The 25,680-nt window shown below is 71.5% G+C and carries 19 protein-coding genes and 3 pseudogenes; 13 read left to right on the forward strand and 9 right to left on the reverse strand.

Annotated elements, in window-relative coordinates:
• Positions 1-160: 160 nt before the first annotated feature.
• From OG309_RS01625 to OG309_RS01635, 3 genes are all read left to right on the forward strand, one after another.
• Positions 161-700: an ArsR/SmtB family transcription factor gene (locus OG309_RS01625; protein ID WP_329417629.1), complete on the forward strand. Its 540-nt coding sequence runs from the start codon at positions 161-163 to the stop codon at positions 698-700.
• A gap of 17 nt (positions 701-717) precedes the next feature.
• Positions 718-1,983 (forward strand): MFS transporter, encoded by a 1,266-nt coding sequence (locus OG309_RS01630; RefSeq protein ID WP_443067625.1) that lies wholly within the window; start codon positions 718-720, stop codon positions 1,981-1,983.
• A gap of 575 nt (positions 1,984-2,558) precedes the next feature.
• The gene (locus OG309_RS01635) at positions 2,559-3,731 is read left to right on the forward strand and encodes a glycosyltransferase (RefSeq protein ID WP_329417635.1); all 1,173 of its coding nucleotides are present in this window, start codon (positions 2,559-2,561) and stop codon (positions 3,729-3,731) included.
• 264 nt (positions 3,732-3,995) lie between these two features.
• Here the strand turns inward: OG309_RS01635 and OG309_RS01640 are convergent, their stop codons facing one another.
• Positions 3,996-5,810 (reverse strand): CAP domain-containing protein, encoded by a 1,815-nt coding sequence (locus OG309_RS01640; protein ID WP_329417636.1) that lies wholly within the window; start codon positions 5,808-5,810, stop codon positions 3,996-3,998.
• A gap of 416 nt (positions 5,811-6,226) precedes the next feature.
• Here OG309_RS01640 and OG309_RS01645 point away from each other — a divergent pair, with 416 nt between their 5' ends.
• From OG309_RS01645 to OG309_RS01655, 3 genes are all read left to right on the forward strand, one after another.
• Positions 6,227-6,730 carry an SRPBCC family protein gene (locus OG309_RS01645; RefSeq protein ID WP_329417637.1) on the forward strand — a complete coding sequence of 168 codons (504 nt, stop codon included), beginning with the start codon at positions 6,227-6,229 and terminating at the stop codon, positions 6,728-6,730.
• A gap of 191 nt (positions 6,731-6,921) precedes the next feature.
• Positions 6,922-7,659, forward strand: coding sequence for a VOC family protein (locus OG309_RS01650; protein ID WP_329417638.1), 738 nt, complete (start codon positions 6,922-6,924; stop codon positions 7,657-7,659).
• 228 nt (positions 7,660-7,887) lie between these two features.
• Complete coding sequence (locus tag OG309_RS01655; protein ID WP_329417641.1) at positions 7,888-10,263, forward strand: Orn/Lys/Arg decarboxylase N-terminal domain-containing protein; 2,376 nt, start codon at positions 7,888-7,890, stop codon at positions 10,261-10,263.
• A gap of 28 nt (positions 10,264-10,291) precedes the next feature.
• Here OG309_RS01655 and OG309_RS01660 read toward each other — a convergent pair whose 3' ends face one another.
• The 3 genes from OG309_RS01660 to OG309_RS01670 all read right to left on the reverse strand — a co-directional run bounded on the left by OG309_RS01660 (position 10,292) and on the right by OG309_RS01670 (position 12,731).
• Complete coding sequence (locus OG309_RS01660) at positions 10,292-11,122, reverse strand: phosphatase PAP2 family protein (RefSeq protein WP_329417644.1); 831 nt, start codon at positions 11,120-11,122, stop codon at positions 10,292-10,294.
• 311 nt (positions 11,123-11,433) lie between these two features.
• A complete protein-coding gene (locus OG309_RS01665; protein ID WP_329417646.1) occupies positions 11,434-12,393 on the reverse strand; it encodes a hypothetical protein in 960 nt (319 codons plus the stop codon).
• Positions 12,390-12,731: a PadR family transcriptional regulator gene (locus OG309_RS01670; RefSeq protein WP_329417648.1), complete on the reverse strand. Its 342-nt coding sequence runs from the start codon at positions 12,729-12,731 to the stop codon at positions 12,390-12,392. Before OG309_RS01670 ends, OG309_RS01665 begins: the two co-directional genes overlap by 4 nt.
• Positions 12,732-12,979: 248 nt before the next feature.
• On the opposite strand from OG309_RS01670, the gene OG309_RS01675 reads away from it, so the two are divergent.
• Positions 12,980-14,050, forward strand: coding sequence for a hypothetical protein (locus OG309_RS01675; protein WP_329417651.1), 1,071 nt, complete (start codon positions 12,980-12,982; stop codon positions 14,048-14,050).
• An 88-nt stretch (positions 14,051-14,138) separates the two neighbouring features.
• On the opposite strand, the gene OG309_RS01680 is transcribed toward OG309_RS01675, so the two are convergent.
• Positions 14,139-14,693, reverse strand: a complete 555-nt coding sequence (locus OG309_RS01680) for a hypothetical protein (RefSeq protein ID WP_329417653.1) — start codon at positions 14,691-14,693, stop codon at positions 14,139-14,141.
• 373 nt (positions 14,694-15,066) lie between these two features.
• Between OG309_RS01680 and OG309_RS01685 the strand changes: the two genes are divergently transcribed.
• On the forward strand, positions 15,067-15,474 hold the full coding sequence (locus OG309_RS01685; protein ID WP_329417654.1) for a TipAS antibiotic-recognition domain-containing protein: 408 nt from the start codon (positions 15,067-15,069) through the stop codon (positions 15,472-15,474).
• Between the two features lie 144 nt (positions 15,475-15,618).
• On the opposite strand, the gene OG309_RS01690 is transcribed toward OG309_RS01685, so the two are convergent.
• Positions 15,619-16,500 (reverse strand): GNAT family N-acetyltransferase, encoded by an 882-nt coding sequence (locus OG309_RS01690; protein WP_329417656.1) that lies wholly within the window; start codon positions 16,498-16,500, stop codon positions 15,619-15,621.
• Between the two features lie 205 nt (positions 16,501-16,705).
• Positions 16,706-17,167 (reverse strand): pyridoxamine 5'-phosphate oxidase family protein, encoded by a 462-nt coding sequence (locus OG309_RS01695; RefSeq protein WP_329417658.1) that lies wholly within the window; start codon positions 17,165-17,167, stop codon positions 16,706-16,708.
• Positions 17,168-17,348: 181 nt separating this feature from the next.
• Here OG309_RS01695 and OG309_RS01700 point away from each other — a divergent pair.
• Positions 17,349-18,297: pseudogene (locus OG309_RS01700) on the forward strand (IS481 family transposase).
• Positions 18,298-18,639: 342 nt separating this feature from the next.
• Here OG309_RS01700 and OG309_RS01705 read toward each other — a convergent pair.
• Positions 18,640-18,996: a hypothetical protein gene (locus OG309_RS01705; RefSeq protein ID WP_329417660.1), complete on the reverse strand. Its 357-nt coding sequence runs from the start codon at positions 18,994-18,996 to the stop codon at positions 18,640-18,642.
• A 301-nt stretch (positions 18,997-19,297) separates the two neighbouring features.
• Between OG309_RS01705 and OG309_RS38105 the strand changes: the two are divergent.
• Both OG309_RS38105 and OG309_RS01715 read left to right on the forward strand, forming a co-directional pair.
• Positions 19,298-19,903: pseudogene (locus OG309_RS38105) on the forward strand (eCIS core domain-containing protein); the annotation flags it as partial.
• Positions 19,904-20,683: 780 nt separating this feature from the next.
• Positions 20,684-22,189, forward strand: a complete 1,506-nt coding sequence (locus tag OG309_RS01715; RefSeq protein ID WP_329417663.1) for a hypothetical protein — start codon at positions 20,684-20,686, stop codon at positions 22,187-22,189.
• 83 nt (positions 22,190-22,272) lie between these two features.
• On the opposite strand, the pseudogene OG309_RS38110 reads toward OG309_RS01715, so the two are convergent.
• A pseudogene (locus OG309_RS38110) lies at positions 22,273-22,495 on the reverse strand (hypothetical protein); the annotation flags it as partial.
• A 326-nt stretch (positions 22,496-22,821) separates the two neighbouring features.
• On the opposite strand from OG309_RS38110, the gene OG309_RS01725 reads away from it, so the two are divergent.
• Both OG309_RS01725 and OG309_RS01730 read left to right on the forward strand, forming a co-directional pair.
• Entirely contained in the window at positions 22,822-24,255 is a 1,434-nt protein-coding gene (locus tag OG309_RS01725) for a multicopper oxidase family protein (protein ID WP_329417666.1), read from the forward strand.
• A gap of 469 nt (positions 24,256-24,724) precedes the next feature.
• Positions 24,725-25,630: a sterol desaturase family protein gene (locus tag OG309_RS01730; protein ID WP_329417668.1), complete on the forward strand. Its 906-nt coding sequence runs from the start codon at positions 24,725-24,727 to the stop codon at positions 25,628-25,630.
• Positions 25,631-25,680 lie beyond the last annotated feature (50 nt).

Below are 25,680 nucleotides of genomic sequence, written 5' to 3' on the forward strand. Positions count from 1 at the left end.
CCTGTCGCGGAACGGTGTCAGGGAAGCTGATCGGTCATCACGGTCACCACGGCCAGGAGCACTTCGAAGGCGCACGCGGCCGGCGTGTGGAGCGACTGGTTCCGGAAGCCGGAGCGAAATCCCCTTGCTCAATGGTCAAGAATCGTTGACCATTACTCACATGCCTACCGATGATCTTCCCGAGACGTTTCACGTCACCACGGACGAGCAGTTGCGCGCCGTCTCCAATCTCACCCGCCACCGGATCATGGCCGTGCTCCGCTCCGCGCCGGCGACGATCACGCAGATCGCCGAACAGGTCGGCCTCGCGAAGGGGAGTTCCAGCTACCACGTGCGACTGCTGGAGCGGGCAGGCCTGGTGAAGGTGGTGCGGACGCGGAAGGTGCGGGGGGTCACCGAGCGGTACTACGCGATGGCCGCGCGGTCCATCGAGCTGCCGGCACCCGCGACGGGGCAGCCGGATGTGCTGATGCGGCACGCGCTGGCGGACCTGGAGGCGTCGCCGGTGGACGGCGAGCGGCACGTGGGGATGGCGCATCTGCGGCTCACCGACGCGCAGTTCACACAGCTCGGAAAGCGGCTGCAGGCGCTGGCGGAGGAGTACCGGGAGCTGCCCGACCCCTCGCTGCCCGCCGCGTCGTTCGTCTTCGCGCTGTTCCACCCGGCGACGCCCGACCAGGCCGAGGGGGAGGCCAAGTGACCAAGGACATGGAGAAGTTGCCGACCGGGTTCGGACGCCTGTGGACCGCGCAGACGGTCTCCTCGCTCGGTGACGGGGTGACGCATGCCGCGCTGCCGCTGCTCGCGCTGACGTTGACGCGCGATCCGATGGCGCTCGCCGTCGTCATGGCCGCGGGGACGCTGCCGTGGCTGCTGTTCGGGGTGCTCGGCGGTGCGCTGGTGGACCGCTGGGACCGCCGGCGCACGATGTGGGTCGCGGACGCGGCACGTGCGGCGCTGCTCGCGATACCCGCGGCGGCGGCCGTGCTCGACGTGCTGAGCATTCCGCTGCTCGCGGCCGTCGCCTTCCTGCTCGGCCTCGGCGGACTCTTCTTCGACACGGCCGCCACCGCCTATCTGCCGGATCTGCTCCACCGCGACGCCGCACTCCTCGAGCGCGCCAACTCCCGTCTGCGCGGCGCCCAGACCGCCATGTCCGGCTTCGCCGGGCCGCCCGCGGGCAGCGCCCTGCTCACGCTCGGCCGGGCGGTTCCCCTGCTCGCCGACGCGGTGTCGTTCGCGCTCTCCGCCCTGCTCGTACGGTCGCTGCCCGCCATGCCCCGGCCCGTGCCGGAAGCCCGTGAGTCGCTGCTCCGGCAGGCGCGGGCCGGCGCCGCGTACGTCTTCCGGGACCGCTTGCTCCTCGGGCTCGCGCTGCGTCCGGCGGTCGGGAACATCGCCTTCCTCGCCGTGGAGACCGTCCTCGCCCTCTTCGCGCGCGACCACCTCGGCATCGACACGTACGGCTTCGGCCTACTGCTCACCGCGGAGGCCACCGGCGGCCTGCTCGGTGCGGGCATCGCCTCCCGGTTCGGCCGACGACTCGGCACCGGCACCGCACTGACCTGCACGGCCGCAGTCGAGGGACTCGCCATCCTGGGCCTGGCCGCCGCCCCGAACCCGTACGTCGCCGGCCTCGCGCTCGCCGTCTGCGGAGCGGGCATGGGCGCCACGATGGTGCTCGCCCCCTCCCTGCGACAGGCGATCGTCCCCGCGCATCTCATGGGCCGGGTCGCCTCCACCTCCCGCATGCTCGCCATGTGCGCCGCCCCCGTCGGCGCCTTCCTCGGCGGCTGGCTGGCCACCGCCTACGACCTCCGCACCCCGCTCTACACCGCCGCCGGCCTCCTCCTGGCGATGACGGCCATCACGGCGTCCATGACCAGCAACCGCCGGGTCGAGGCGGCGCTGCGGGCCGCCGCCCCGGCCGAAGCTCCAGAGCACCCGGCATCCTCGGACCGAGTCCGGGAAAGCGCCCCGTAGGGAGACCGCCGGGTCGCTGAGCCGGTGCCGAGCGCACTCGGCTTGGGCCTGGACGCATGGGCGCGTGCGCGTGGGCGCGCTACGGTACTTCCTGGAGCCCTTGTACTCGGCCGTGTAGCCGCCACCGAGCGCCTGCACCCACGCCTGGGGTCACCGGTGTACTCCTTGGTGTGGAGGACCGCGTCACCGTTGGCGTCGGTGATGGCCGTACCGGCCGCCTTGTTGTCGATCACGAAGACGATCCGCTCACCCTTGATCGGCTCGCCGTCCTCGTCCGTGAGGTTCGCGGGTCACCGAGTCCGAGATCAGAACGGACAGTCGGCCGTAACCGTCCGACGTGGTGAGCAGGGGCACGTTCGAGAGGATCCCGCCGGGAGTGCGGCCGGACCGGGCCGGGACCGGAGGAGGCGCACCCACCCCTTCCATGATCAACATATAGCGCACCGGGGGGCTTGCGGCAAGGCCCCCGGCATGCCGCAGAATTGCCGATCTCAGCCACACAACACGAGGTCACGGGGGCGCAAGAGATGCGGGTGCTGTTGTCGACGTACGGGGGGCGCGGGAGCGTCGATCCGATGGTGGGGCTCGCGCTCGGGCTGCGGGATCTCGGCGTGGAGGTACGGGTCTGCGCGCCGCCGGACGAGGAGTTCACGGCCCTGTTCGACGGGGTGGGGGTCCCGGTGGTGCCCGTCGGCGCGCCGGTGCGGCCGCTCGTGACCACGGTCGTGCCGGGGTCCGCGGAGGGTCTGGCACAGCGCATGGCCGAACTGATGGCCGCCGAGTTCGCCACGCTGGCCGTGGCCGAGGGGTGTGACGCGCTGGTCGCGACCGGGCCGCTCCCGGTCGTCGCCAGTGCGCGGTCGGTGGCCGAGAAACTGGGCATCCGGTACGTGCACGCCAGCCACCAGCCGGTCAGCATGCCGTCGCCGCACCAGCCGCCGCCCGCGCGGCGGGGCCGGCCGCTGCCGCCCGGGGTGCGGGACAACCGTGAGCTGTGGGAGATCGACGCCCGCAACGCGAACGAGATGTTCGGCGCGGAGCTCGACGCCCACCGGGAGGCCATCGGCCTGCCCCCCGTCAGCAACGTCCGCGACTACGCCTTCACCGACCGCCCGTGGCTGGCCACGGACCCGGTGCTGAGCCCGTGGCGGCCGACGGAACTCGGCGTCGTGCAGACCGGCGCGTGGCTGCGGTCGGACGAACGCCCGCTCCCCGCGGACCTGTTGGCGTTCCTGGACGCCGGAGACGCACCGGTGTACGTCGGCTTCGGCAGCATGCCCGTCGGCGATCCGAAGGGCGTCGCCCGAGCGGCCGTCGAGGCGATCCGCGCCCAGGGGCGTCGTACCGTCGTCTCCCGGGGCTGGGCCGAACTGGACCTGATCGACGCCGGTGCCGACTGCATCGCCGTCGGCGAGGTCGACCAGCGGGCACTGTTCGCCCGCGTCGCCGCCGTCGTGCACCACGGCAGCGCGGGCACCACCACCACGGCCGCCCGGTCCGGCGCGCCGCAGGTCGTGGTGGCTCAGGGTGCGGACCAGCCGTACTGGGCGGACCGGGTCGCCGGACTGGGCATCGGCGTGGCCCACGACGGACCCGCGCCGACCCCCGAGTCCCTGACCGCCGCGCTCCGTACGGCCCTCGCGTCCGAGACCCGCGCCCGGGCCGCCGCCGTGGCCGGCACGGTCCGCACGGACGGGGCGAGCGTGGCGGCGCGGCTGCTGGTCGAGGAGGTCGGCCGCGCGCGGTGATCCGCCGTGCTCCGCAGGGCCGGCGGCGCGGCCGGCGATCTCGTCTCCCCTCTGCCCTGACAGGTCTACGGAGTTCGCCGATCGCATCCGACGGCGAGAAGGTCGACCAGCACGCCCCTCCCCCGCGCCACGGACGACGGCACCGGCCGCCTCACGGACGAACACGGTTCACGGGAAGGCGTGTTCGTCCGGGAGGCGGCTCCGGCGGGCTGCGCTGCCAGGTGCGGGCACGCCGGTCTGCGGCCCTGTCCCGTACCTCGGGGGTCAGCGCGCGCCGAAGACCTGGGTCCAGTACGGGCCGCCGGCGTCGTGGATGCCGACGCCGATCTCCTTGAAGTCGCAGTTGAGGATGTTCGCGCGGTGGCCGGGACTGTTCATCCAGGACTCCATGACCTGCTCCGGGCTGCTCTGCCCCATGGCGATGTTCTCGCCGTACGTGGACCAGGGATAGCCGGCGGCCGTCACACGGTCGCCCGGGCCGGCGCCGTCGGGGTTGGTGTGGTCGAAGAAGTCACGGGCCGCCATGTCGTCGGAGTGCCCCTGAGCCGCCCTGGTGAGTGTGGCGTTGGCTGTCAGCGGGCCGCAGCCGGCCTTGGCGCGCTCGGCGTTGACCAGGGCGACGACCTGGTCGGCGACCGAGGACTCGCCGGAGTCCTGTCGGGGGGTGCGGGTGGGGGCGGTCTTCGGCCGGCTCGCGGGCGTCGTGGCGGCGGACGCGGTGGTGCGCTTGGGGGCCGGGGTCGTCGTGGCGGGCCGGGGGGTCTTGCTCGGGGTCGCGGCGGGCGACTTCGAAGCGCCGGGGGTCCGCGTCGCGGAGGCGGACGCGGAGGGGGACGAAGAGGCGGTGGACGGCGAGGCGGTGAGGGTGCCGGGGTCGTTCGTCAGGGGGAGGCCGAGGTCGGGAGCCGAGGCCCGGCCCGCTTCCAGGAGGCCTTCGTCACCGCCACGTCCGGCGTGCAGCGTGAACGCGCCCCCGGTGACCGCGACAACGGCCAGGCCGGCCGCGACGACCACACGGCGGCGGTTGCGCTCGTCCGCCTGGCGACGGCGCCGGCGGTCGGCCCGGGTGCCCCGCCGCCCGGCCATGGCCACGGTGGCCTCCCGCCCCGCGGGGGCCGGGTGCCCGGCCGCGCCGGAAGGGACGGCCGTGAACGTCTCGGTCGGGGCGAGTGCTTCGAGCCCGACCGCGCCGACCGCTCCCGCCGCGGCGAAGCGGTCGGCGGCACTGCCGTACGTGACGTCCCTACCGTCGGCGCTGCCGTACGTGCCGTCCCGACCGTCGGCCCTGCCGTACGTGACGCCCCAACCGCCGGCGCCGACGTCCGTGCCGTCCCCACCCGCGGCGCCGACGTCCGTGCCGCCCCTGCCGACAGCGCCCGGGACCGCCGCTCCGTACGCCTGAGGCGCGCCGGCGGGCGCTGCCGCAGCGAACCCGGTCGTGCAGTACCCGCAACGGGCGGTGTGCCCGGCCAGCTCGTCACGCCAGCCGGCGTCGGGGTAGCCGTCCCAGGCGGCGGCCCGCTCGTCGAGGGCGGGGCAGCGCGGGGTACGGGCCAGGGCGGTCGTGACGGACCGGGCCGCGTCCAGACGCACCCGCACCACATCCAGGCGCAGGGCCAGCTCCTGCGGGGACCAGCTCAGCGCGGCCGCCGTCTCGAATCGCCCCAGAAGCCCCTCCTCCTCCAACGACCACAGGGCCGCCAGCGCGGCGTCCTCGACGTCGAGCCAGGACACGGTGCCGGAGAGACCTGCGGCCGGACCGGCCGGGGCGGCCTGAACGGGGAGGCCGGCCACGTACGCGAGCGTGCTCGCCACCCCGATGCCGACGAGCCAGGGGCGGAACGCGTCCGGCGACGTCAGAGTGCCCAGCGCGAACTCGGCGCGCCCCAGCGTGTCCCGCACGATCGCCTGCACGGCGGCGTCGGCCCCGAGTCGGCCGTCGGCAGCACGGGACGCGAGCGCGTGGACAAGAGGCCGGCAGCCGCCGACGAGCTGCTCCCGCGCCCAGGTGTCCCCGTACTGCGCCGCTTGTATCAGCTCTACGTCCGTCAACTGCTCGAAACCCGTCGTCCGCTGCACGCTGCCCGTCCTTCCCATGCCCCTTGTGGAGATCGTTGTGCAAGGGAGAGCCACCACCCGGACCTGGATAACGGAAAGACGAAAACCGGCGCTATGACGTGGGTCACATGCGCGACAGGGGTGTCGGGGCGAGCATGGCGACGATTGCGCCGCCTTGGGGCTCCGCCCTCACCTGGTTGGCCGAGCGGACCGCTCGGCGCCCGCTGGAGGGACAGCACGCGACGAGATCGTGATCGCGCCGGGTGACCCGGTCGCCCTCGATGCCGAGCCGATGACGTGCCGGCCGCCGCTGCGAGTGCCGAGGGTGCGCACCGCGGCTAGTGTCGAGGAGCACTCCGAGCAGCCGGGAAGGCGCGCCGCGCCCGACGGCATGGTCATGAGGGCCGGTCCCAACGGCAAGAAGGAGCGTGGTCGGTGTGTCTCGGAATCGTCGGCTGATCCTGAGTTCGCCGCCCAGAGTCTGGGACCTGCTGTCCGCCGGCCATCGGTACGGGGAATGGGTCACAGGAACGCAGCAGGTCATCGCCACGGACCCGCACTGGCCGAACGTGGGCGCCCGACTGCAAGTACGAGTCGGCGTCGGGCCTCTGGTCCTCGACGACACCTGCGTCGTCCGCATCTGTGAGCCGCAGCGGCGTCTGGAGCTGGAAGCGAAGGCAGGCCCCTTCGGTGCGGCGCGCATCGCCATGAACTTGATCCCCTGGGGCGAGAACACTCTCTTCGTTCTCGACTGGCATCCCCTGCGAGGACCCGGCACCCGGATGCACGGGCTGCCCGTGGACTACGTCGTCTCGATCCGCAACGGGATGATGCTGACGAAGCTGGCCCGGATCGCCGTCCGCGAGAACGGCGGCACCGCCGGCGGCTCCGGTGGCACCGCCGGCTCCGGCGCCGCTCCGCAGAGCACGCGGAGCGGATGAGCAGACGATCGGACGAGGGACGAGCGGATGAGCAGACGATCGGACGAGCGGACGAGCGGACGAAGCACTGTCCAGGCGTTCCTCCGGCTCGATGGCCACGGGCTCGAGCCCGAGCAGGTCGCTCCCGCCGGGCGACCTGGACGGCTGATCGCGGGGGCCCGGGGGCAGCCGCCGCTTCTAGGATCTGCGGCATGGCGACAAGACTCGTACAGATCAACATGAAGGCCCAGGACGACGCCGCGCTCGGCCGTTTCTGGGCGGACGCGCTCGGTTGGGGCATCGACAGCGAGGCGCCCGGCGTCACCAACCTCGAACCCGTGGGCTTCTCCTACCCCGACCCCGTGGCCGTCTGCATCGACATCGTCGCCGGCCCCGAACCCAAGACGGTGAAGAACCGGGTGCACCTCGATCTGGCCACCACCTCGCCGGCCCACCAGGCGGAGCTCGTCGCACGCTTGAAGGACCTGGGCGCGACACTCGCCGACGTGGGGCAGGGCGACGTCCCCTGGACGGTCATGGCCGACCCGGAAGGCAACGAGTTCTGTGTCCTGGAGCCGCGCCCGATCTACCGCGACACCGGGCCGGTCGCCGCGGTCGTCGTCGACTGCGCCGACCCACGGGAGATGGCCCGGTTCTGGGGTCAGGCCATGGACTGGACGGTGCACGAGGTCACCGACGGCCAGGCTGCCCTGCGATCCGCCGAAGGCGTCGGACCCTACCTGGAGTTCATCCGCACCCCTGACGCCAAGAGCGTATGGAACCGCGTCCACCTCGACGTCCGCCCCTACCCCGGTGACGACCTGGAAGCGGAAGAGGCCCGGCTGCGTGCCTTGGGCGCCACCGACCCCGGCATCGACCAGTCCGCGATCCCCTGGACGGTTCTGGCCGACCCGGAAGGCAACGAGTTCTGCCTCCTCACCCCGAGCTGACCCGAAGCGAGCCGGGTGCCGGCCGGGCAGCCCCGTCGGCCGTGTCGCGTGCCTGCGCGGGTCGCCCTCGTGCGGGTGAAGCCGGTGGTGAAGACGGGTTGCGGGGTGGCCCCCTGGACAGACTGATCACTGCCCTGCACGTGGCGGTCTCGTCCGGGTTCGCGTGTCGGGCGGCCCCGCCGGCGTCCGGCCCGTCGGGCCCCCTCGTGAGGGAAGGCGGATGCGGTCATGGCGAACGGCACGGTGCTGCTGGCACTGCGGGAGGACCCCCTCGGAGGCGGTGTCGGCGCCGAGCAGCTGCGGCGGATCGCCAAGGAGCTGGAGAACCGGGGCCTGGAGCTGCGGCGGGCCTGCGGGGCGCGCGACGCTCGGGCGATGCTGCAGACGGAGGCGGGCATCGCGGCCGCGGTCGTCGCCTGGGACCTGCCCTCCCAGGCCGTCGGCGCCCGCAGCGACCCCGCGTGGACGACGCCCGACGATACGGAAGCGCCGACGGGCGGGGCGGAGGTCCTGGACCGGATCCGGCACCGTTTCAAGGACCTTCCCGTCTTCCTGCTGATGACCGACAGCTCGGACCACGACCTCGAACACCTGCCGCTGTGGGTGTCGGAGACGGTCGTCGGGTACATCTGGCCGCTGGAGGACACCCCCGCGTTCATCGCCGGCCGCGTCGCGGCCGCCGCCCGCACCTATCTGACCGACGTCCTGCCGCCGTTCTTCCGCGCCCTGAAACGGTTCGAGGACGCGCACGAGTACTCCTGGCACACTCCCGCCCACTCCGGCGGAGTCGCCTTCCTGAAGTCACCGGCCGGCCGGGCGTTCTTCGACTACTACGGCGAGCGCCTCTTCCGTACCGATCTGTCGATCTCCGTCGGGGAACTCGGCTCGCTCTACGAGCACAGCGGACCGATCGGCGAGGCCGAACGCAACGCCGCCCGTGTCTTCGGCTCCGAGCGCACCTACTTCGTCCTGCACGGCGACTCCACGTGCAACCGCATGGTCGGCCACTACAGCGTCACCGCCGACGAGATCGCCCTGGTCGACCGCAACTGCCACAAGTCGGTCCTGCACGGCCTGGTCGTCTCCGGCGCCCGCCCCGTCTACCTCGTACCGACCCGCAACGGATACGGTCTCGCCGGACCGCTCCCGCCCGCCACCATCGCCCGGGCCGCGGTCGCCGCCCGCGTCGCCGCCAACCCCCTCACCGCCGGCGCCGTCTCAACCGACGTCCAATATGCGGTCGTCACCAACTCCACGTACGACGGCCTGTGCTACGACACCGTGGCCACCGCCCGAACGCTCGCCCCCAGCACGCCCCGCCTCCACTTCGACGAGGCATGGTTCGCCTACGCCCGCTTCCACCCCCTCTACCAGGGACGCTACGGCATGTCGGTGACCGCTGACGCCCTTCCGGACGCCGACCGGCCGACCGTGTTCGCGACCCACTCCACCCACAAACTCCTCGCCGCGCTTTCCCAGTGCGCCATGGTTCACGTCCGCCCCGCGCCCCGCGCGCCGGTGGAACACGACCGCTTCAACGAGGCGTTCATGATGCACGGCACCACCTCCGCCTTCTACCCGGGCATCGCGTCGCTCGACGTGGCCACCGCGATGATGGACGGCCCGCAGGGCCGATGGCTGATCGACGAGGCCGTCACCGAGGCGATTCGCTTCCGGCAGGCCGTCGTCCGCACCGGCCGACGCATCAGCGCCGCCGCGGACCGCCCGGACTGGTTCTTCGGCGTCTGGCAGCCCGAGCACGTCCCCGACCCCGAAACCGGCGCCCGCATCCCCCTCGCCGACGCCCCCGTCGCCCTCCTGGCCACCGACCCCGCCTGCTGGCAGCTCGAACCCGGTGCCGCCTGGCACGGCTTCGCCGGCCTCACCGACGGCCACTGCCTCCTCGACCCCGTCAAGGTCACCCTCACCTGCCCCGGCGTCACCGCCACCGGCCACACCCAGCCCTGGGGCATTCCCGCCCGGGTCCTGACCGAATACCTCGCCACCCGGGGCATCGTCGTCGAGAAGACCGACAGCTACACCACCCTCGTCCTGTTCTCCATGGGCATCACCAAGGGCAAGTGGGGCACGCTCATGGACGCCCTGATGGACTTCAAGGCCCTCTACGACGGGGACGCCCCCCTCGACCGGGTCCTGCCCGCCCTCGCGGAACGCCACCGGGCCCGCTACCGCGGCACCACTCTGCGCGAGCTCTGCACACAGATGCACGAGCACCTCACCCGCGGCGCCTTCATCACCGCACTCGACGAGGCGTTCCACGACCTGCCCACCCCTGTGCACCCGCCCCGCCACTGCTACCAGCAGCTCATCCGCGGCGGCACCGAACGCGTACGCCTGAGCGACGCAGCCGGCCGGATCGCCGCGGCCATGGTCACCGTCACCCCGCCCGGAATTCCCGTCCTCATGCCCGGCGAGTCCCTCGGCACACCCGAAGGCGCCCTCCTGCGCTATCTCACCGCCCTGGAGAACTTCGATCGCACCTTCCCCGGATTCGGCAGCGAGGCCCACGGCGTCACCACGGACCCCGACACCGGCGACTACCTCATCGAATGCCTCCGCGTACCTGGCTCGTCGGCTCGGTGACGCGGGAAGCGCGCCGTTCCCGACCCCCTTAGCCCCGTACGGGGCGGGTGCCGCGCGAGCTGCCTGCGCCGAGTCCGGGGTGTGCGCGCCCCGGCGCCGTGGCGAGCCAGAACAGGCCCGCGCACAGGAACGCCGCTGCCGCGAAGACCAGCGACTGAGTGACCGAGTCGTCCCGCGCGCCGGCGACGAGCGCGCCCGCCGCGGCCAGTGCCAGGGCGACCGCCGGCAGCGCGCGGGGGTGCCGGGCGGTGCCCGGTGCGTCGGCCTTGCGCAGCAACCGGGTCGCCAGGGCGTAGCAGGCGCAGGCCAGCAGCGTGGAGCCCAGTACGTCGCTGGGCCGGTGGTGGTAGGTGGCCTGGACGGCCCCGGCGGTGACGGCGAGCCACAGGATGCCGACCGTGGTGACGTAAGGGCGGAGGCGGGGGGAAGCGACGAGGACGGCGCCGAGGACGAGCCCGGCGGGGACGGCCACGTGTCCGCTGGGGAAGCTGGCCTCGGTGAGCGAATCCCCCGCGGCCACCAGATCGGGGCGGGGCAGGAGCAGCCTGGTGAGCTCCTTGGACCCGATCGTGCCGATGACGACGCCGATCGCCGCGACCCCCTGCCGCCAGCGCCTGCGCACCAAGGTGACGGCCGCGATCACCGCGATGCCCACGAGCAGGGTGGGCATCGCGGTGTGCTCCAGGGGCGGCAGGGCCGAGGACCGGTAGGCCGCGCCGGACCAGTCGTATATCCACGCCGGGTCGGCGCCGTCGCCGCTGAGCAGGGCGTTCTCCGCACGTTGCCCGAACGGGGTGCAGACGGCGACCAGGTAGACCGTCAGGAACGCGAGCAGGCAGAGCGGAGCGGAGACCCGCATCCGCACCGCCCGTGCAGGGTCAGGGCTGGGGCTGAGGCCGGGGCTGGGGCTGGGGCTGGTCGAGCTGCTCGGGGCCTGGGCGGGGTGCGGTCGCGTGGACGGGGTGGTCGAGGGATCTTGCCGAGTCATCGTCTTCTCTGTCTTCGTGGGCGAGCAGCGCCGTCACGCGCCGCTTCGTGCACGGGTGCGGGCGCGTGGGTGCGGGCGCGTGGGTGGGTCCCAGGGGCTCAGGCGCGAGGTGCGCCGACAAGGTCCAGTGGGCTCAGGCCGGGATGAGCCGGCCCGGTCGTCGGCCCACCGGGTCTCCGTTCCTATCCGAGGAGCGCCCGGCTCTCCCGGCGTCGGGCGGTGATCGCCAGGACCGGCAGGGGAGCGACGAGAAGGAGGAGGACGACCAGGTCCGGAAGGGACTGCATGAAGCCGTCCGGCTGGGCGACGATCGCCTGCGTCCGGATGAAGGCGAACGCGGCGACGGGGATCAGCCACCTGCGGTCACCGGTGGCCGCCGTAGCCACCCACGCACCGATCAGCGCGGCGACTTCGAGGGTGAACATGCCGCGCTGGAAGCTCGGGCTGACGGAGATGACGTGGAGGGACCCGGCCACGGACATGGCGAGGACGACGGGGACCAGCCGGCGGTACGAGTGGCGCCGCAGCCGGCCGGGACGGCAGGCCGCCAGCACGGCGCACGCGGTGCACAGCGCTCCGGACAGCATCAGGTCCCTGGCCGTGATCGGGGCGCCGAGACCGTAGTAGCCGAGGCCCGCCTTGCCCTCGTCGCCGAAGAACGGACTGCTGCCGAAGGTGGCACCGGCGTAGATCATCGCTGCCGCGGAGGGCAGGGCGATCCACGCCTTGCCGCGCAGCAGGGCGACCAGGCAGACCAGCGGCAGCAGCCCGTAGGGCAGGAGTCGTGTCCGGGTGTCGGGACCCTGGGCCCACGGGTACCAGCCCGAGAAGTCGAAGGCGATGGCGTGCGGGCCGGGATCGATGTGCAGGGCCCAGTGCCACACGTCCTGGAGGTACGGCACCAGGGCCAGCGCCGCGAGGACGAGAGCGGTGAGGTGGATGCCGTCCAGCCACCAGGGCCGGGCCGGGTCGTCCGCGACGGCGCGGGCGCGGGCCTGCGCCCCGGCGCGCACCACGGCGACGACCTCCCGCGGCGGGGGCCAGGAACGGCCGGGGTAGGCCTCGGAGAGGCAGTCCAGCAACTCCCTTCCCTGCCGGGAGCGGTAGGGCTCGGGGTAGGCGGCGAGCAGCAGTCGGTTCATGCCGGGGCCACCCCGACGTCCCGGGTACGCCCGAGGACGACGGCCGCGGCCTGCCGCATCCGCAGGGCCTCGCGGCCGAGCGCCTGGTCGCCGTCCTCCGTGATCCGGTAGTAGCGCCGAGCCCGCCCGTCCACGATCTCCTCGTCACCGGCGGCCACCAGCCCGGCCCGCTCCATCCGGTCGAGAGCGCCGTAGAGGGTCCCGACGGCGATCCGGAGCCGCCCCTCGGTGGCCTGCTCGGCGGCTTTGATGATGCCGTAGCCGTGCAACGGTCCGTCCATGAGCGCGGCGAGGATGAAGTACTGCGGTTCCGTCAGGGACGGGCTCTGGCGTGTCATGGGCCGAGCATATATCGGAGCGCGAAGTATATCGGCAGCGGGCGGGCCACGCGGTGACCTGGGGTGCAAGGTCGCTCGCAAGGTCGCTCGCAAGGTTTCTCGCAAGGTCGGCCGTGCATCGTTGCCGACGTGTCCGAACCCGGGTGGTCCGCCGCCCGGAACAGGTCGGGCAGCTCTCGTGCCGCACGAGTGGCGGGAAGAGACGACCCGCTCGTGCCGCACACGGCCTTTGATGGGGAGGAAGATTCATGAGCAAGCACCTGCGCGTCGGCCTGCCGTGTCTGGCGGCGGTCGTGATGACGCTGGTTCCGAGCGGGGCGGGGGCGTTGGCCGCTCCGGCCGGGGGCGAGGACGTGACCGTGTACGTCGGTTCCGGCGGGACCTCGCTCGCCGGGCTTTCGGGGAAGTCGCTGCTGCGTGCGGCGGGGAAGGCCGGCCTCTCGGCGCAGCGTCCGGTGGGCTCCCTGCGTGACGCCCAGGCCGTGCTCAAGGCCAGGAACACGACGAACGCGACGATCATGGTCCGCGGCGGCACCTACACCGACGCGGGAGTGGAGTGGGGGCCGGGCATCGCCAAGGGCACGGTCACGGTCACCGCGCAGCCGGGGACGGGTCCCGTCACCTTCGACGGACGGGCGGCCAAGGCCGGGTACTGGACGAAGGTCGGTCCGAAGTCGCCCAAGCTGAGGTTCCAGGGGCCGTACACCGTGCAGCGCTACGGCGACGGCGGGATCAAGGCCACCGGGACCAGGAGGGACGGCCCGGTCAAGGGGCTCGTGGTCAACGGGATCACCTTCAGGCAGATCGGCAACGCCTGGGTCAAGGGCGGCAAGGGCTACGCCGGCGTTCACCTGAACTACGTCTCGAACGCCGCGATCACCGGAAACGCGTTCATCAATCTCGAGAACAGGACGGACGCGGGCCCGGGGAACACCCACGGTGTCTACCTCGCCTTCAACCAGACGGAGAGGACGCCCGGGAGCAACGGGAACCTGGTGAAGGGGAACACGTTCCAGGTCATCTCGGGCGACCCGGTCCGCGCCAGTGACGGCAGCAGCGGCAACAAGGTCCAGGGCAACACCTTCAAGAAGGGCCGCGACTACACGGGCAAGACCCGGGGGAACGGCAACTACGGGATGTTCACCTACTGGGTGTTCCCGAGGGCCGACACCTGCGGAAGGGGCGGGAACACCTTCTCGGGCAACACGTACACCGTGAACTACTACGGCAAGAGGGCACCGGCCGTCCGCTCGGGGTCCTCCACCGCTCGCACCTGCACGTCGGTCAAGGCGACGGGGAGCAACCCCTACAAGCGCTGACCGACCCGCATCCGACGGCGCCCACGACCTCGGGCTGCGCGTCCGCCCCCGCCCCCAGGGAGGGCGAGGGCGGCTGCGGGGGTGGGGATCAGCAGGGGCGGATGTGGTAGACGGGGGTCCAGGACGCGGTGCCCGAGCCCTTGGCCACGTGGGACCAGCGTTCGCTGCCGTCACTGTTGTAGAAGCGGGCGCGGGTGCCGGGGGTCTGGTTGTTGTTGAAGGTTCCGTCGCCGATGCCGTTGAAGTCGTAGTAGCCGCAGCGGTAGTAGTCGTAGTTGACGCCGCGCCCGTCCGTGATGCACAGGTGTCCGTCGTTGCAGGCCCGGGGCGCGCTCGGGGAGGCCAGGTCGCGGGGTTCGGACTGTCCGGGCACCGGGATCGTGACGGTGCCGCCGGGGATGGCGAGGGTGTTCGCCGAGGTCTGGCGGGCCTGCGGGTCCTGGGCGAGAACGGCGTCGACCCGCCGCTGGAGATGCCCGACCTGCTGGTCGGTCAGGCCCGCGGCCCGCGCCTGATCGGAGTAGGTCTGCTGCTCGTTCGGGGCCGTGGGGGTCGAGGCATGGGCGGACAGGGCGGGACCTGCCATCAGGGCCACGGCGGCGACCACCAGTCCTGCGGACCGGCGGAACGGAACACGCTTCAAGGTCTTCTCCCAGAGTCGGCTGCGCTCCTCACTCGAGGAGCAAGGCCACCCTTTCCACTCCCACATCCCTTCAATGACCACTGGCGAGGGTGCGCCACACGGCATGAGCGTCACAGCCCACCAGGACGCCACCCGCACGACCCACCAGCCTGCCCCCGGCGCGCAAACGCCCCGACGTCGCCAGTCGCCACGTACACCTCCAACAGGTCCGACGGAGCGCCGGAGGGTCCGAGAAATGGTTTGCCGACCCATTTGCCTGCGTGTCACCGTTCGGCCTGGACCGGCAGTTGATCATCGGCGGCGCCGATGTCGACAAGTCGGCGGCCTCTCGGGGATCCACCGGAGAGGTGACGAAACGACGGGAACGGGTGCCATGGGGAACAGCTACGAGGACGAGTGTCGCCGGGCTTTGGCCGAGGAGCAGGCGAAGAGCCTTGCCGGGACCAACGACTGGGAACACGTGGACAGGGAGCGGGTCCACCAGGACTGGGACGTCCTGTACCGGGAGATCACGGCTTGCCTGGACGGCGGCTCCCTGCCCGGAGACCAGCAGATCCAGGAGCTCGTCCGCAGGCACTTCGACATCGCCTGCCGGTTCTACATCCCCTCCAGGGAGGCTTACGTCGGCATGTCGTTCTTCTACGCCGAGGACGAGGGCATGAGGGCGTTCCACGATTCCTACCACCCCGGGTTGGTGGAGTTCATGGGCGCCGCGATCAAGGTGTTCGCCGAGCAGGGCCACGGGTTCGCCCCCAGCGCAGGGGCCGGGGCTTCGGCGTAGTCGGGCGACACGGGCCAGGACCATGCATGCGGATCAACGTTCGTCTGGTCCGCCCGCTGATCCGGAAGAAGGGCCCAAGGCCGCGTATCGACGCACGGGCGGACCGGACGGTGTGATGTCCAGGCCCGGCCCGCCCGACCGCCGCTACAGGTTGAGTTGGTACTGATGTGTCGTGTGTGTGGGCGTGTAGCCGAGACCGTCGTTGATCTGTCTCATGTGCGTGTTGCTGTCGGCGGTGTCCGTCAGGAGGCCGCCGAGGTCCGGAAAGCGCTCATGGGCGTGTCGGATCGACTCGGCCTTCATCCATCGGCCGAGGCCGTGTCCACGGTGCTCGGGCAACACGCCGGTGCCGTAGTGCTGGGCGTCCCCTCTGCCGTCGCCGGGGACGACCAGCTCGGTGAACCCGGCGATCGAGTCGTCGGAGGCGTCGACGGCAACGACGGTGTGCAGATGGTCGCCACGCTGTTCGACAGCCTTCGCCGCGGCCCGGACACGGTCCACGTCCCAGGTCACCGTGCCGTAGTCGGTGTCGTCCATGGGCATGTCGTCCATGGCGCGACGCGAGTCGGCGAACGTCTCGGCGAGGCCGTCGGGCACGGTTCCGTGCCATGACATCAGCCGGTAGCCGGGATGCGGACGCCCGATGATGCGGTCGAGGGCGGTGGCGTCCGTGTCGCCCAGCGACAAGCGGGAGAACCTCAGGGTGAGGACCTTCCCGAAACCGCGCGCCGGCAGGAAGTGGTCGCCTGGCGATCCGGCCTCGGCCTGCGCGATGACGCAGCGTCGGGCATCGGCTCGGGCGGCGGCCACGGCGGCGTCGAGGAGCTGCGAGCCGACGTGCCGGCGTCGCTCCGCCGGGTGGACCTGGAGCGTCAGTTCGGCCAGGTGCTCCTGTCCGGGACTGTTGAACAGGCGCAGAAAGGCGGTTCCGATGGGAATGGAGTCGACGTCGGACGCCAGCCATGCAAGGCGCCGGCTGTTCGCGCCGTGAGCGGGGTCGGTCAGTGGGGTGATGCGAGACGACAAGGTGTCTCCGTCGTGAGGAAGTGGCCAAGGTCAGTACGCGGGCTCAACTGCTGGGCACTCCTGCGCATGTGCTCCACACCTCCTCGTCGACGGCACCGGTCCCGAACGGCATCGGACGGCCGGGAGAACCTAGCCGTCCCATCGGCTCCTCTGCAAAGGGTTAACGAAAGGCTGGTGCGATTCTGCAAGCCGCTTGAGGCCCCTGCTACCCCAGCCACGCCCCGTCGCGCATGACGACCCTGCCGCGCAGTTCCGGTACTCCGCGCCACGCACGCACCGTCAGCGGCGCCACGCGCAGGTACACGTACGGCGTCGCCTCCTTCCGCGGATCCCAGCCGAACTTGCCCGCGAACGCGTCCGCGGCACCCTGAGGTACCTCCCTCGCGGGATGGCACTCCGCCTCCCCTTGCAGCAGCACCACGTCCATGGCGTCCGGCAGCGCCAGCCGTACGCGCGGCTCGCTGCGGGCGTTGCGCACGGTCGCGGAGTTCGCGCCGGTACACATCCACACCGCCTGCCCGTCCCACACGAACCACAGGGGTACCTGATGCGGGCCGTGGTCGGGGTGAGCTGTGGACACCCACATGTCGCGCTCTGTACCGAGCCGTTCCAAGGTGTCCCGGCAGCGCTCCGCCGTGTCGCGGCAAACGATCTTCGTAGCTTCCACGAGCGTCGACCCTAGCCAGCGGGTTCACCGTGCGCATGGGGCGCGCGCCCTAGGCCCGAAGTGAGGCGCAGGTCCTAGGTGTATTGATCACGAGCGTTGTTGACACCGGTTCGGTCTTGAACATGGCGAAGACCTCCGATGTGGTGGGAGCTGTCTAGGAACTCACCGCACGGAGGTCTTCGTGCCCCACCGTAATGCCCGACTGACCGTCTTCGGTAGGAGACTGCTGGTCGAACGTGTCTGCTCAGGCCGTCCGGTCGCCCACGTGGCCGCCGAGATGGGCATCTCCCGGGCCACCGCCCACAAATGGATCCGCCGGTGGCGGACCGAGGGCAGGCCTGCACGACCGGCCGAGCCGGCCTCACACCACCCCGCACCGGACCCCGGCTGACATCGAAGCCCGGGTCTGCGGCCTGCGACAGAGCCGCAAGCTCGGCCCGGCCCGGATCGGCCCGATCCTGGGCCTGCCCACCTCGACCGTGCACCGGATCCTGACCCGCCACCGGCTCAACCGGCTCGCCTGGATCGACCGGCCGACCGGCACCGTCATCCGCCGCTACGAGCGCGACCGCCCCGGCGAACTGATCCACGTCGACGTGAAGAAACTCGGCCGGATCCCCGACGGCGGCGGCCACAAGGCCAACGGCCGCGAGGCCGGCCGTCCGATCCGCGGCATGGGCTTCGACTACGTCCACTCCGCCGTCGACGACCACTCCCGCCTCGCCTACAGCGAGATCCACGGCGATGAGAAGGTCGCGACCTGCGCCGGGTTCCTGACCCGCGCGGCCGCGTTCTTCCAGGCCCAGGGCATCGACCGCATCGAGCGGGTCCTGACCGACAATGCCTGGGCCTACCGCAAGGGCCTGGCCTGGAAGAACGTCCTGGCCGACCTCGGCGCGACCGGCAAACTCACCCGCCCCTACCGGCCCCAGACCAACGGCAAAGTCGAACGCTTCAACCGCACCCTCCTCGACGAATGGGCCTACCTACGGCCCTACACGTCGAACAACGAGCGAACCGAAGCCCTGGCAGACTTCCTCCACACCTACAACCACCACCGCTGCCACACCGCACTCGACGGACACCCGCCCATCAGCCGCGTCAACAACCCTGCGGGTCAATACACCTAGGACGTCGTCTCGAATGGCCGTCCGGCACCCGACGGCGTCGCCCGCGGTTCGGTGTCAGTCGAACCGCGTAGCGTTGCGTCGAGTGGGTCTCATGGGGAAGCGCATGCGGTGCTGACCCTTGGACGAGGCAGATGTTCAGCTCGGCGACAGATCCTCGGCGAAGCGCCGTGCGGCTGCGCAACGGCTGCGCAGACTCGCTGCCACGACCGCCGGCCCGTCGCTGCTCGATGCCCTGCGGCGCGAGGCTCTCGGTTCGCGGACGTGGGAAACCCAGCACCAGATGGTCATGGCGCTCGAAGCGTGCGACCACCGGCCGGCGGTCCCGTTCCTGATCGATCTGGCTCAGCGCCCCAGGGATGCCATGGGCCACCTCTCCAGGGCCTGGACAATCTGCGCCAGTTCGGTCTGGAAGTCCGTCATCTCGACCTTGCCGCGCCCGAACGCCTGCCACAGGCCCACGAGCCGGTCTTCCCACTCGCCGAACTCGATCAGCTTGTCCGCCAGCGTGAACCCGTCCAGCGACGGCTTGCCGACCTCAAGCACCCAGCGATTCGCGGCCGCGCTCGCGGTGACACCCCGGCCGGCCAGCTCGACCACGGCAAACGGTGTCCGGTCATCCGCCGCGACTGCAAGGAACACACCCAGCGAAACGGAATTGTTCACGGCCAACCCCCGCCCAGAGGCATCCGACTCGCTCACTCGCCGTCCTTCCTGCCCGGGGCCCCGATCTGGAGAAGACTACCGAGTCACCCAGACAACGATCCGAGACGAGCCACCAGCTCGGGCCGGACGAGCCGTGGCGGTCGCCGGCATCTGACTGCTCGGGCAGCAGAGACTGCCCTTGGGGACCTTCCCGGGCGCTTTGTGCCCGCAGTTTCGTGGCTATGTCAAAGACCACTACCGAAGGCGCCTCGTGACACACCAGCACACCAAGGACCAAGCCGCTACGAAGCGATCGCCCACCCCCCGAGTCCCCGCCGCCACGGAGCCCACAGGTCTGATGGCGCTCCAGCGGGCCGCCGGGAACGCAGCCGTGCTTCACGTGCTGCAACTCGCAGGTCACCCCTACGCCCAGCCGCAGGCCCAGGCGGGATCCCAGGAGCGGCACGAGCACGGTGCGGGCTGTGGCCACCGGCAGGCCGATCAGGCCCCCATGGTCCAGCGCTCGGCCGTGCACGAGGTGCTGCACGGTTCCGGACGGCCGCTGGATGCGCCGCTGCGCGAGGAGATGGAGGCCCGGCTCGGCGCGGACTTCTCCGACGTCCGCGTCCACGACGACGGCGCTGCCCGCGCCTCCGCCGCCGAAGTAGGCGCCCGCGCCTACACCTCCGGCAGTCACGTCGTCATCGGCGACGGCGGAGCGGACAAGCACACGCTCGCCCACGAACTCACCCACGTCATCCAGCAGCGCCAAGGCCCCGTCGCGGGAACGGACAACGGCAGCGGACTGAAGATCTCCGACCCGAGCGATCGATACGAACGGGAAGCCGAGGCCAACGCCCGGCGCGCCATGGCCTCCGCCACGCCTGCCGACCGGCAGGCGACGAACGACCCGGCTCAGAGCGGCACTCCACTGACCTCGGCCTCCGACACGCCCGTGCAGCGCATGAACAATCCGAACAACCAGAACCCGTTCGGAGGCTATCGCCGCGCCAACATCTCCATTCCTATCACCCGCGAAATGCTGCAGTACCAGGACACCGGTATGCAGTCTCCTCGAGGGCAGCAGAGAGCAGCGGATTTCCAGACCGGCGGCGCCAACCCCAACACCTGGGACGACGCCTTGTCCGCGAACCTCGCCAACGGGGGCAACAGGATGGGAAGCGGCCCCAACGGCCGGATCTCCAGGAACCATCGCCTGGCCGACAACCAGATCAACCTGATCATCCAGAGCCTGGGAACAACCCATCAGCAGCAGGGAGGATTCCAGCCGGCACAGCAGGCCGCGATCAACGAATTCGTCGAGGCCATGGCACCGAGCAACCAACACGCCGCACTGACACAGGACATGAACGCCCTGTTCCAGAACCCGAACCCCGCCAACAACCAACTCTTCAACAACGTCGTGGCCAGGTTGTCCAACAACGCGAGAAACCTTCGCGCAGGCTACCTGAACGAGAACAGCGCCATCCACGACCACTACGACCCCGTCTACCATCAGGCCGGCGGCATGACGCCCATTTCGAACAACATCCAGGCCGCGGTGACCAACCTGGGAATGTCCGGAGCGATTCCCATGACGGTCTCGACCCGAGCCACTCAGGTGGACCCGAATCACCCGACTTCGTCCGACCACCGGTAGAAGGGGAGTCGTCGACGCACCACCAGATCGACGCGGTCGTCGCATGGCCCCGGCCCGGGAGGGAGGAGGTGGCACGATGGCGCGGTGTCCGATCCTCTCGAAGCGCTGTGGCTACGCGGCGTCGCCTTCAACCCGGCGGCGCCCTCCGACGTACTGATACGCCTGTTGGATCGGGCGGCGGCAGGTGAGGCCGGCCTGCTGATGTGCGAGGGTCGCGACCTGCCTGACGTCGTCATCGACGCGACCCTGCGCCATCCGGACTACGTCATGCGCCGCGCGCTCGCCCGCAACAGGTACGTCGACCCGGCGCGGCTCGCGCCCTTGGCGACGGACCCGTCGGGGATCGTCCGCGGATGGCTCGCCGCCGGCCCCCGCCACTACCCCCGATGGGTCCGACCGCTGCCGGACGACATCCTCGTGGCCCTCTTGACCGCTCGGGACGGGGGCGAGGACGGCAAGGTCACCGCGGACGAGATCGCCGGGGAGCTCGACTCGTCCCGGCAGATCCCTCCGTCCTTCCACCGCTCCATGGCCGGCCACGAGCACCCCGAGCTCCGGATTCGGGCCACCCGAAGGTGGCAGTCGCTCACTCCGGCGCAGCGGGCGCGGCTGCTGGACGATCCGGACCCGGCGGTCCGCGCAGCGGCGCGGGACCGGAGCTGGGAGCTGGACCCCGAACGGGTGGAGGCCACGCTGCCGTCCCTCGGCTCGCACGGCAGGGGATTCGTGCTCGGCACGTGCGCCCTGTCCCCCGCGCTCGTCGAGCAGTGCTTCACGGACGGCACGGTGCAGCCCCTGGCACGGAACCGGCACACACCGGCCCACGCCGTCGCCCGACTGGCCCGCCATCCCGATGCGGTCGTCCGCGCTCTGGTCGCCGCCCGCCCCGACCTGGGACCGGACCTGGTCGGCGAGCTCGGCAGAGACGCGGACCACGACGTGCGGAGACGGGTACGGCTCCACCCCTTCCCCCGTACCTGGGCCGAGTACGGGGCGATCCAGAGAGTCATGGGGCACGGTCCGGACTGCACCTGCCCGATCGCCGGGCCCGACACCGAGCCGTCACCGGACTGGTTCGCCGCCTGCGCGGCGTCCGAGGAACCGGCGCTCCGCCGTGTCGCGGCGAGCTGGCCCGGCCTGCCCGCGGGACGCGTCGCGGCACTCGCGCAGGACACCGACGAGGAGGTACGGATCCGGCTGGCCTGCCACCACCCCCTGGCTCCGCCACGCCTCCTTCTGGACGTCTTCGTCACCCGCCCTGCCCACCGCCCGCACCTGCTGTCCCTGCCCGCGTTCCCTCGCACCGGCACGGCCTCCCTCATCGGCCATCCGGATCCGCAGGTGCGCGCCCTGGCCGCAGCCGATCCCGCCCTGCCCGAGCCCCCGGTGGACGACCCCGACGAGACGGTGCGCAGGGCCGCCGCCGCCAACCCGAGCCTGACACCGGGGGCCTTGGAGGCCCTCCTCGCCGACCCCCGCACCGCGGAGGGGGCCGCGGCCAACCCGTCCCTCCCCGTCGCCCGCATGCGGGCGCTCCTCGACCGCTGCCCGGACGGCGCCGCCTCCCCGCCGCCGGCGGTCCCGCGCTGAGAGACGTCGCCTGCCCGGCGATCACGGGCAGGGCGCCTTCCGTCGGCCGCAGACGGAGGCCGGCCGTGTCCCGCGCGCTCCCTTCCGCGGTCGGGGCTGTCGACCGCCGGCGTCACGGTGGGGTCGAGCACATCGGCGTCCAGGTGCACCCGGAAGCCGTCCAGGGCCGGGGTCTCCAGGCCGACGGCGGTCACGGAGCCGAGCGCCCAGCGGGATGGAGCAGTCGCCGCCGAGGACGAGCACGAAGTCCCCGGCCGACACGTGGCGTTCGATGCGGTCGGCGAGGCGGACGGTGTACGCGGCGAGGGGGCTCAGGAGCAGGCACAGGGCGACCTCGGGCAGGTGGGGCCGGAGGCGGGCGCCGTCCGTCTGTCGCGACCTCGCGCCTCCCGTCGTCCCGGATGCCCACGGTGCGCCATCCAGTCCCACGGGGGCGAATTGCACTAGATTGCCCGGTTATGAGAAACGGTGACGGGATCACCCGTCGATCGGTGCTGAAAGCCATCCCCGCCGTGGGTCTCGCGGTGGGGCCCGGCCACATCCTGGCCCCGCAGTACGCGGTCGCGGCGCCGGCGCCCTTTCCGCAGCCTGCCGTATCGGCCTCTCGGCGGTTGCCCGGTTCGACGTCGGGCGTGCTGGAGCAGACGCTGGACGTCCGGGTCACGGACGTCTCCGTCCCGGGGTTCGGGCCCGTCACCACACGTGCCTACAACGGGTCACTCCCGGGGCCGACCCTGCGCCTGCGCGCAGGGGACACCCTGCGGCTGACGCACATCAACGGCCTGCCGCCCAATCCGGCCCACAGGGGCCGCAGCAACACACCGCACCACCCCAACAGCTTCAACGTGCACACCCACGGGATGCACGTCTGTCCGTCGGGGGACGCCGACAACGTCCTGCGCGAGTTCGCGCCGCGCACCCCGGACGAGGTCGCCGCCGGTGCCGCGGAGCCCCGTTTCGCGACGACCATCCAGGTGCCGGCCGATCACCCCGCCGGCACCTACTGGTACCACCCGCACCTGCACGGGTCCATCGCCGAGCAGATCGCCGGCGGTATGGCCGGGGTCATCGTCGTCGAAGGCGATGTCGACGAGGTCCCCGAGATCAGGGCGGCCGCCGACGTCGTCGTGTGCATCAACGAACTCAAGGTCAAGGACGGCAGGATCCCCGCCTTCACCTCGGGCGGCTGGGTGAACGGCGTCCCGTCCACCTTCACCGTCAACGGCGCGGTCAACCCCACCGTCCGGCTGCGCCCGGGCGAGGTGCAGCGGTGGCGGCTGGTCGCCGCGACCGCGTTCACCTCCCTGCGGCTCCGGGTCGGCGGGGACGGCGGCAGCATGTCGCTGCACCAGATCGCCCAGGACGGCGTCACGCTCCCCAAGCCCGTGGCCCTGGACCGGGTGGACCTGGCCATGGGCAACCGCGCCGACGTCCTGATCCGCGGTGCCGCACCCGGCCGGTACGAACTGCGGGCCGAGAAGGTGACCGTGCCGCTGATGACGATCGAGGTCGCGGGAGATCCCGTACAGCCGCCGATGGGACTGCCGACGTCGCTGCCACCCGGCCGGCCGTTCCTCGACGAGAGGGACATCGCCAACCCCGGCGCCGACCGGGAGGTCGTCTTCCACGCCGACGCCGGCGTCTTCGGGGCGCCGTTCCCCCACGCCTTCCGCGTCCTGGGCACCAACCCGACGCCCGCGACCGACCCCCACGGCGACCTCACCCGCGACCCGACCTACGGCCTGTTCGACCCCGCCTTCACCAACCACACCCTGCGCCTCGGCGCCATCGAGCGATGGACCGTCCGCACCGACGAGACACTGCCACCGCACCACCACCCGTTCCACCTCCACACCAACCCGGTGCTCCTCACCCACCGCAACGGCCGACGGCTCGATCCGCCGGTCTGGCACGACACCATCGGCCTGGCGGGCGGCAGGCCCGGGGACTCCGCCACCTTCCTCGTCAAGTACGAGGACTTCACCGGCCGCACCATCGGGCACTGCCACCAGCTCCAGCACGAAGACCTCGGCATGATGCAGACCGTCGAGTACGTCCCAGCGTGACGACCCGCGCCGGCCGAACACCCCGCCGCAGGGCGGGCTCGGCGCCCCCGCGCAGAGCAGCCCGGTGATCCGGCCTCCCGCGCGGGCGCCAGGGCGTTTTCGGGCATTTCCCTTCCTGGGGGACTCCCTCGGTCCACCCCCCACGCGATCGCCAATCGGTGCCCGCGGACGGCGGCCCGGCGGCCCGGCCCCCGACCGGAGGCACCGCGACCGGGGAACGTCGGGGGCGAGGGCCGGTGGCGACGGCCGCTTCACAGAGCCGCTGAATCGTTGCTGCCGCCGGGCGACCGGCCCGCATCGTCATCCCGGATATGCCAGTGATGACGAACGTAAAGCACTTCTTCCTACCAATCGCATGGACGTAGCCCTCGTCGCGCGCTGGCCAGAAAGCGTCGTCGTGGAATGCACGGGCCCTCTCGTCCGCTGCTAGTGTTCGGTCCCTCATTCGGACATGAGGGAGATTCTCCGTATGGAAAATCGACCCGAGATGGGGTCGCTTTCGGCGAAATCGCGGGCCATTGGCGCTTCCTCGCGCGAGGTGCTCCGCTATGCCGCTTACCCGGCCCTGGCCCTCTCCGCGGTCTGGCTCTTCGCCTCGACGCTGCGCCACGGCTGGGACCGCGGGGAGGCCGTCCAGTTCTTCCTGGTCGGGGTCATCCTGTATCTCACGGTGCTGGAACGACTGATCCCCCATCGCACCGACTGGCATCCCAGCCTCCGGGAACTCTGCTGGTACGCGGCCTACTTCCTGTTCACCATGGCGGGGGCCGTGCTCGCCCAGGCGGTGGTCGCGGTCGTGGTCGCGGCGGCTCCCGGGGCGGGGCTGGGGCTCGCGCTGTGGGCGGAGGTTCCCGTGGCCCTGGCGGCCTCCTCGCTGGCCGGGTACCTGGCGCACCGCTTCGCGCACTCCCATCGGTGGCTCTGGAAGTTCCACGGAATTCACCATGTTCCACGGAAGGTCAATGTCGCCAATAACGGCGTCAATCACGTGCTGGACGTCGGGTTCAAACAGGGTGCGGTTCAATTGAGTCTCGGATTGCTCGGATTCTCCGCCGACTGTCTCTTCGCCGTGGCACTCTTCACCATCGTTCAGGGCTATTTCGTGCACGCGAACGTGGATGTCCGCCTCGGGCCGCTCAACCACGTCCTGGCCGGCCCCGAACAGCATCGGCTGCACCACAGCGCCGACGTGGCCGAGGCCGGCCACTTCGGCGTCGACCTGTCGGTCTGGGACCGGCTCTTCGGCACCTTCACCTGGCGGCCGGGCCGCCGACCGGCCTCGGTGGGCGTCCAGGATCCGAGCGCGTTCCCGGAGACCGGGGCGGTCCTCGCCGGCCTGCTCCACCCCTGGCGCCGCCCCACTCGCACCGCGTAGCCCCGTGCCGTACGGGCCTCGTGCCCGAAACCGCTCATCGCCTGGCCCGT

The organism is Streptomyces sp. NBC_01268, from assembly GCF_036240795.1.
Classification (GTDB): Bacteria; Actinomycetota; Actinomycetes; order Streptomycetales; family Streptomycetaceae; genus Streptomyces.

Excerpts from the sequence above, each read along its gene's own strand:
- OG309_RS01655 (WP_329417641.1), top strand. The coding sequence starts at position 7,888 with ATGGCGAACGGCACGGTGCTGCTGGCACTGCGGGAGGACCCCCTCGGA.
- OG309_RS01650 (WP_329417638.1), top strand. The coding sequence starts at position 6,922 with ATGGCGACAAGACTCGTACAGATCAACATGAAGGCCCAGGACGACGCC.
- OG309_RS01665 (WP_329417646.1), bottom strand. The coding sequence starts at position 12,393 with ATGAACCGACTGCTGCTCGCCGCCTACCCCGAGCCCTACCGCTCCCGG.
- OG309_RS01625 (WP_329417629.1), top strand. The coding sequence starts at position 161 with ATGCCTACCGATGATCTTCCCGAGACGTTTCACGTCACCACGGACGAG.
- OG309_RS01660 (WP_329417644.1), bottom strand. The coding sequence starts at position 11,122 with ATGCGGGTCTCCGCTCCGCTCTGCCTGCTCGCGTTCCTGACGGTCTAC.
- OG309_RS01730 (WP_329417668.1), top strand. The coding sequence starts at position 24,725 with ATGGAAAATCGACCCGAGATGGGGTCGCTTTCGGCGAAATCGCGGGCC.
- OG309_RS01685 (WP_329417654.1), top strand. The coding sequence starts at position 15,067 with ATGGGGAACAGCTACGAGGACGAGTGTCGCCGGGCTTTGGCCGAGGAG.
- OG309_RS01675 (WP_329417651.1), top strand. The coding sequence starts at position 12,980 with ATGAGCAAGCACCTGCGCGTCGGCCTGCCGTGTCTGGCGGCGGTCGTG.
- OG309_RS01670 (WP_329417648.1), bottom strand. The coding sequence starts at position 12,731 with ATGACACGCCAGAGCCCGTCCCTGACGGAACCGCAGTACTTCATCCTC.
- OG309_RS01635 (WP_329417635.1), top strand. The coding sequence starts at position 2,559 with ATGGTGGGGCTCGCGCTCGGGCTGCGGGATCTCGGCGTGGAGGTACGG.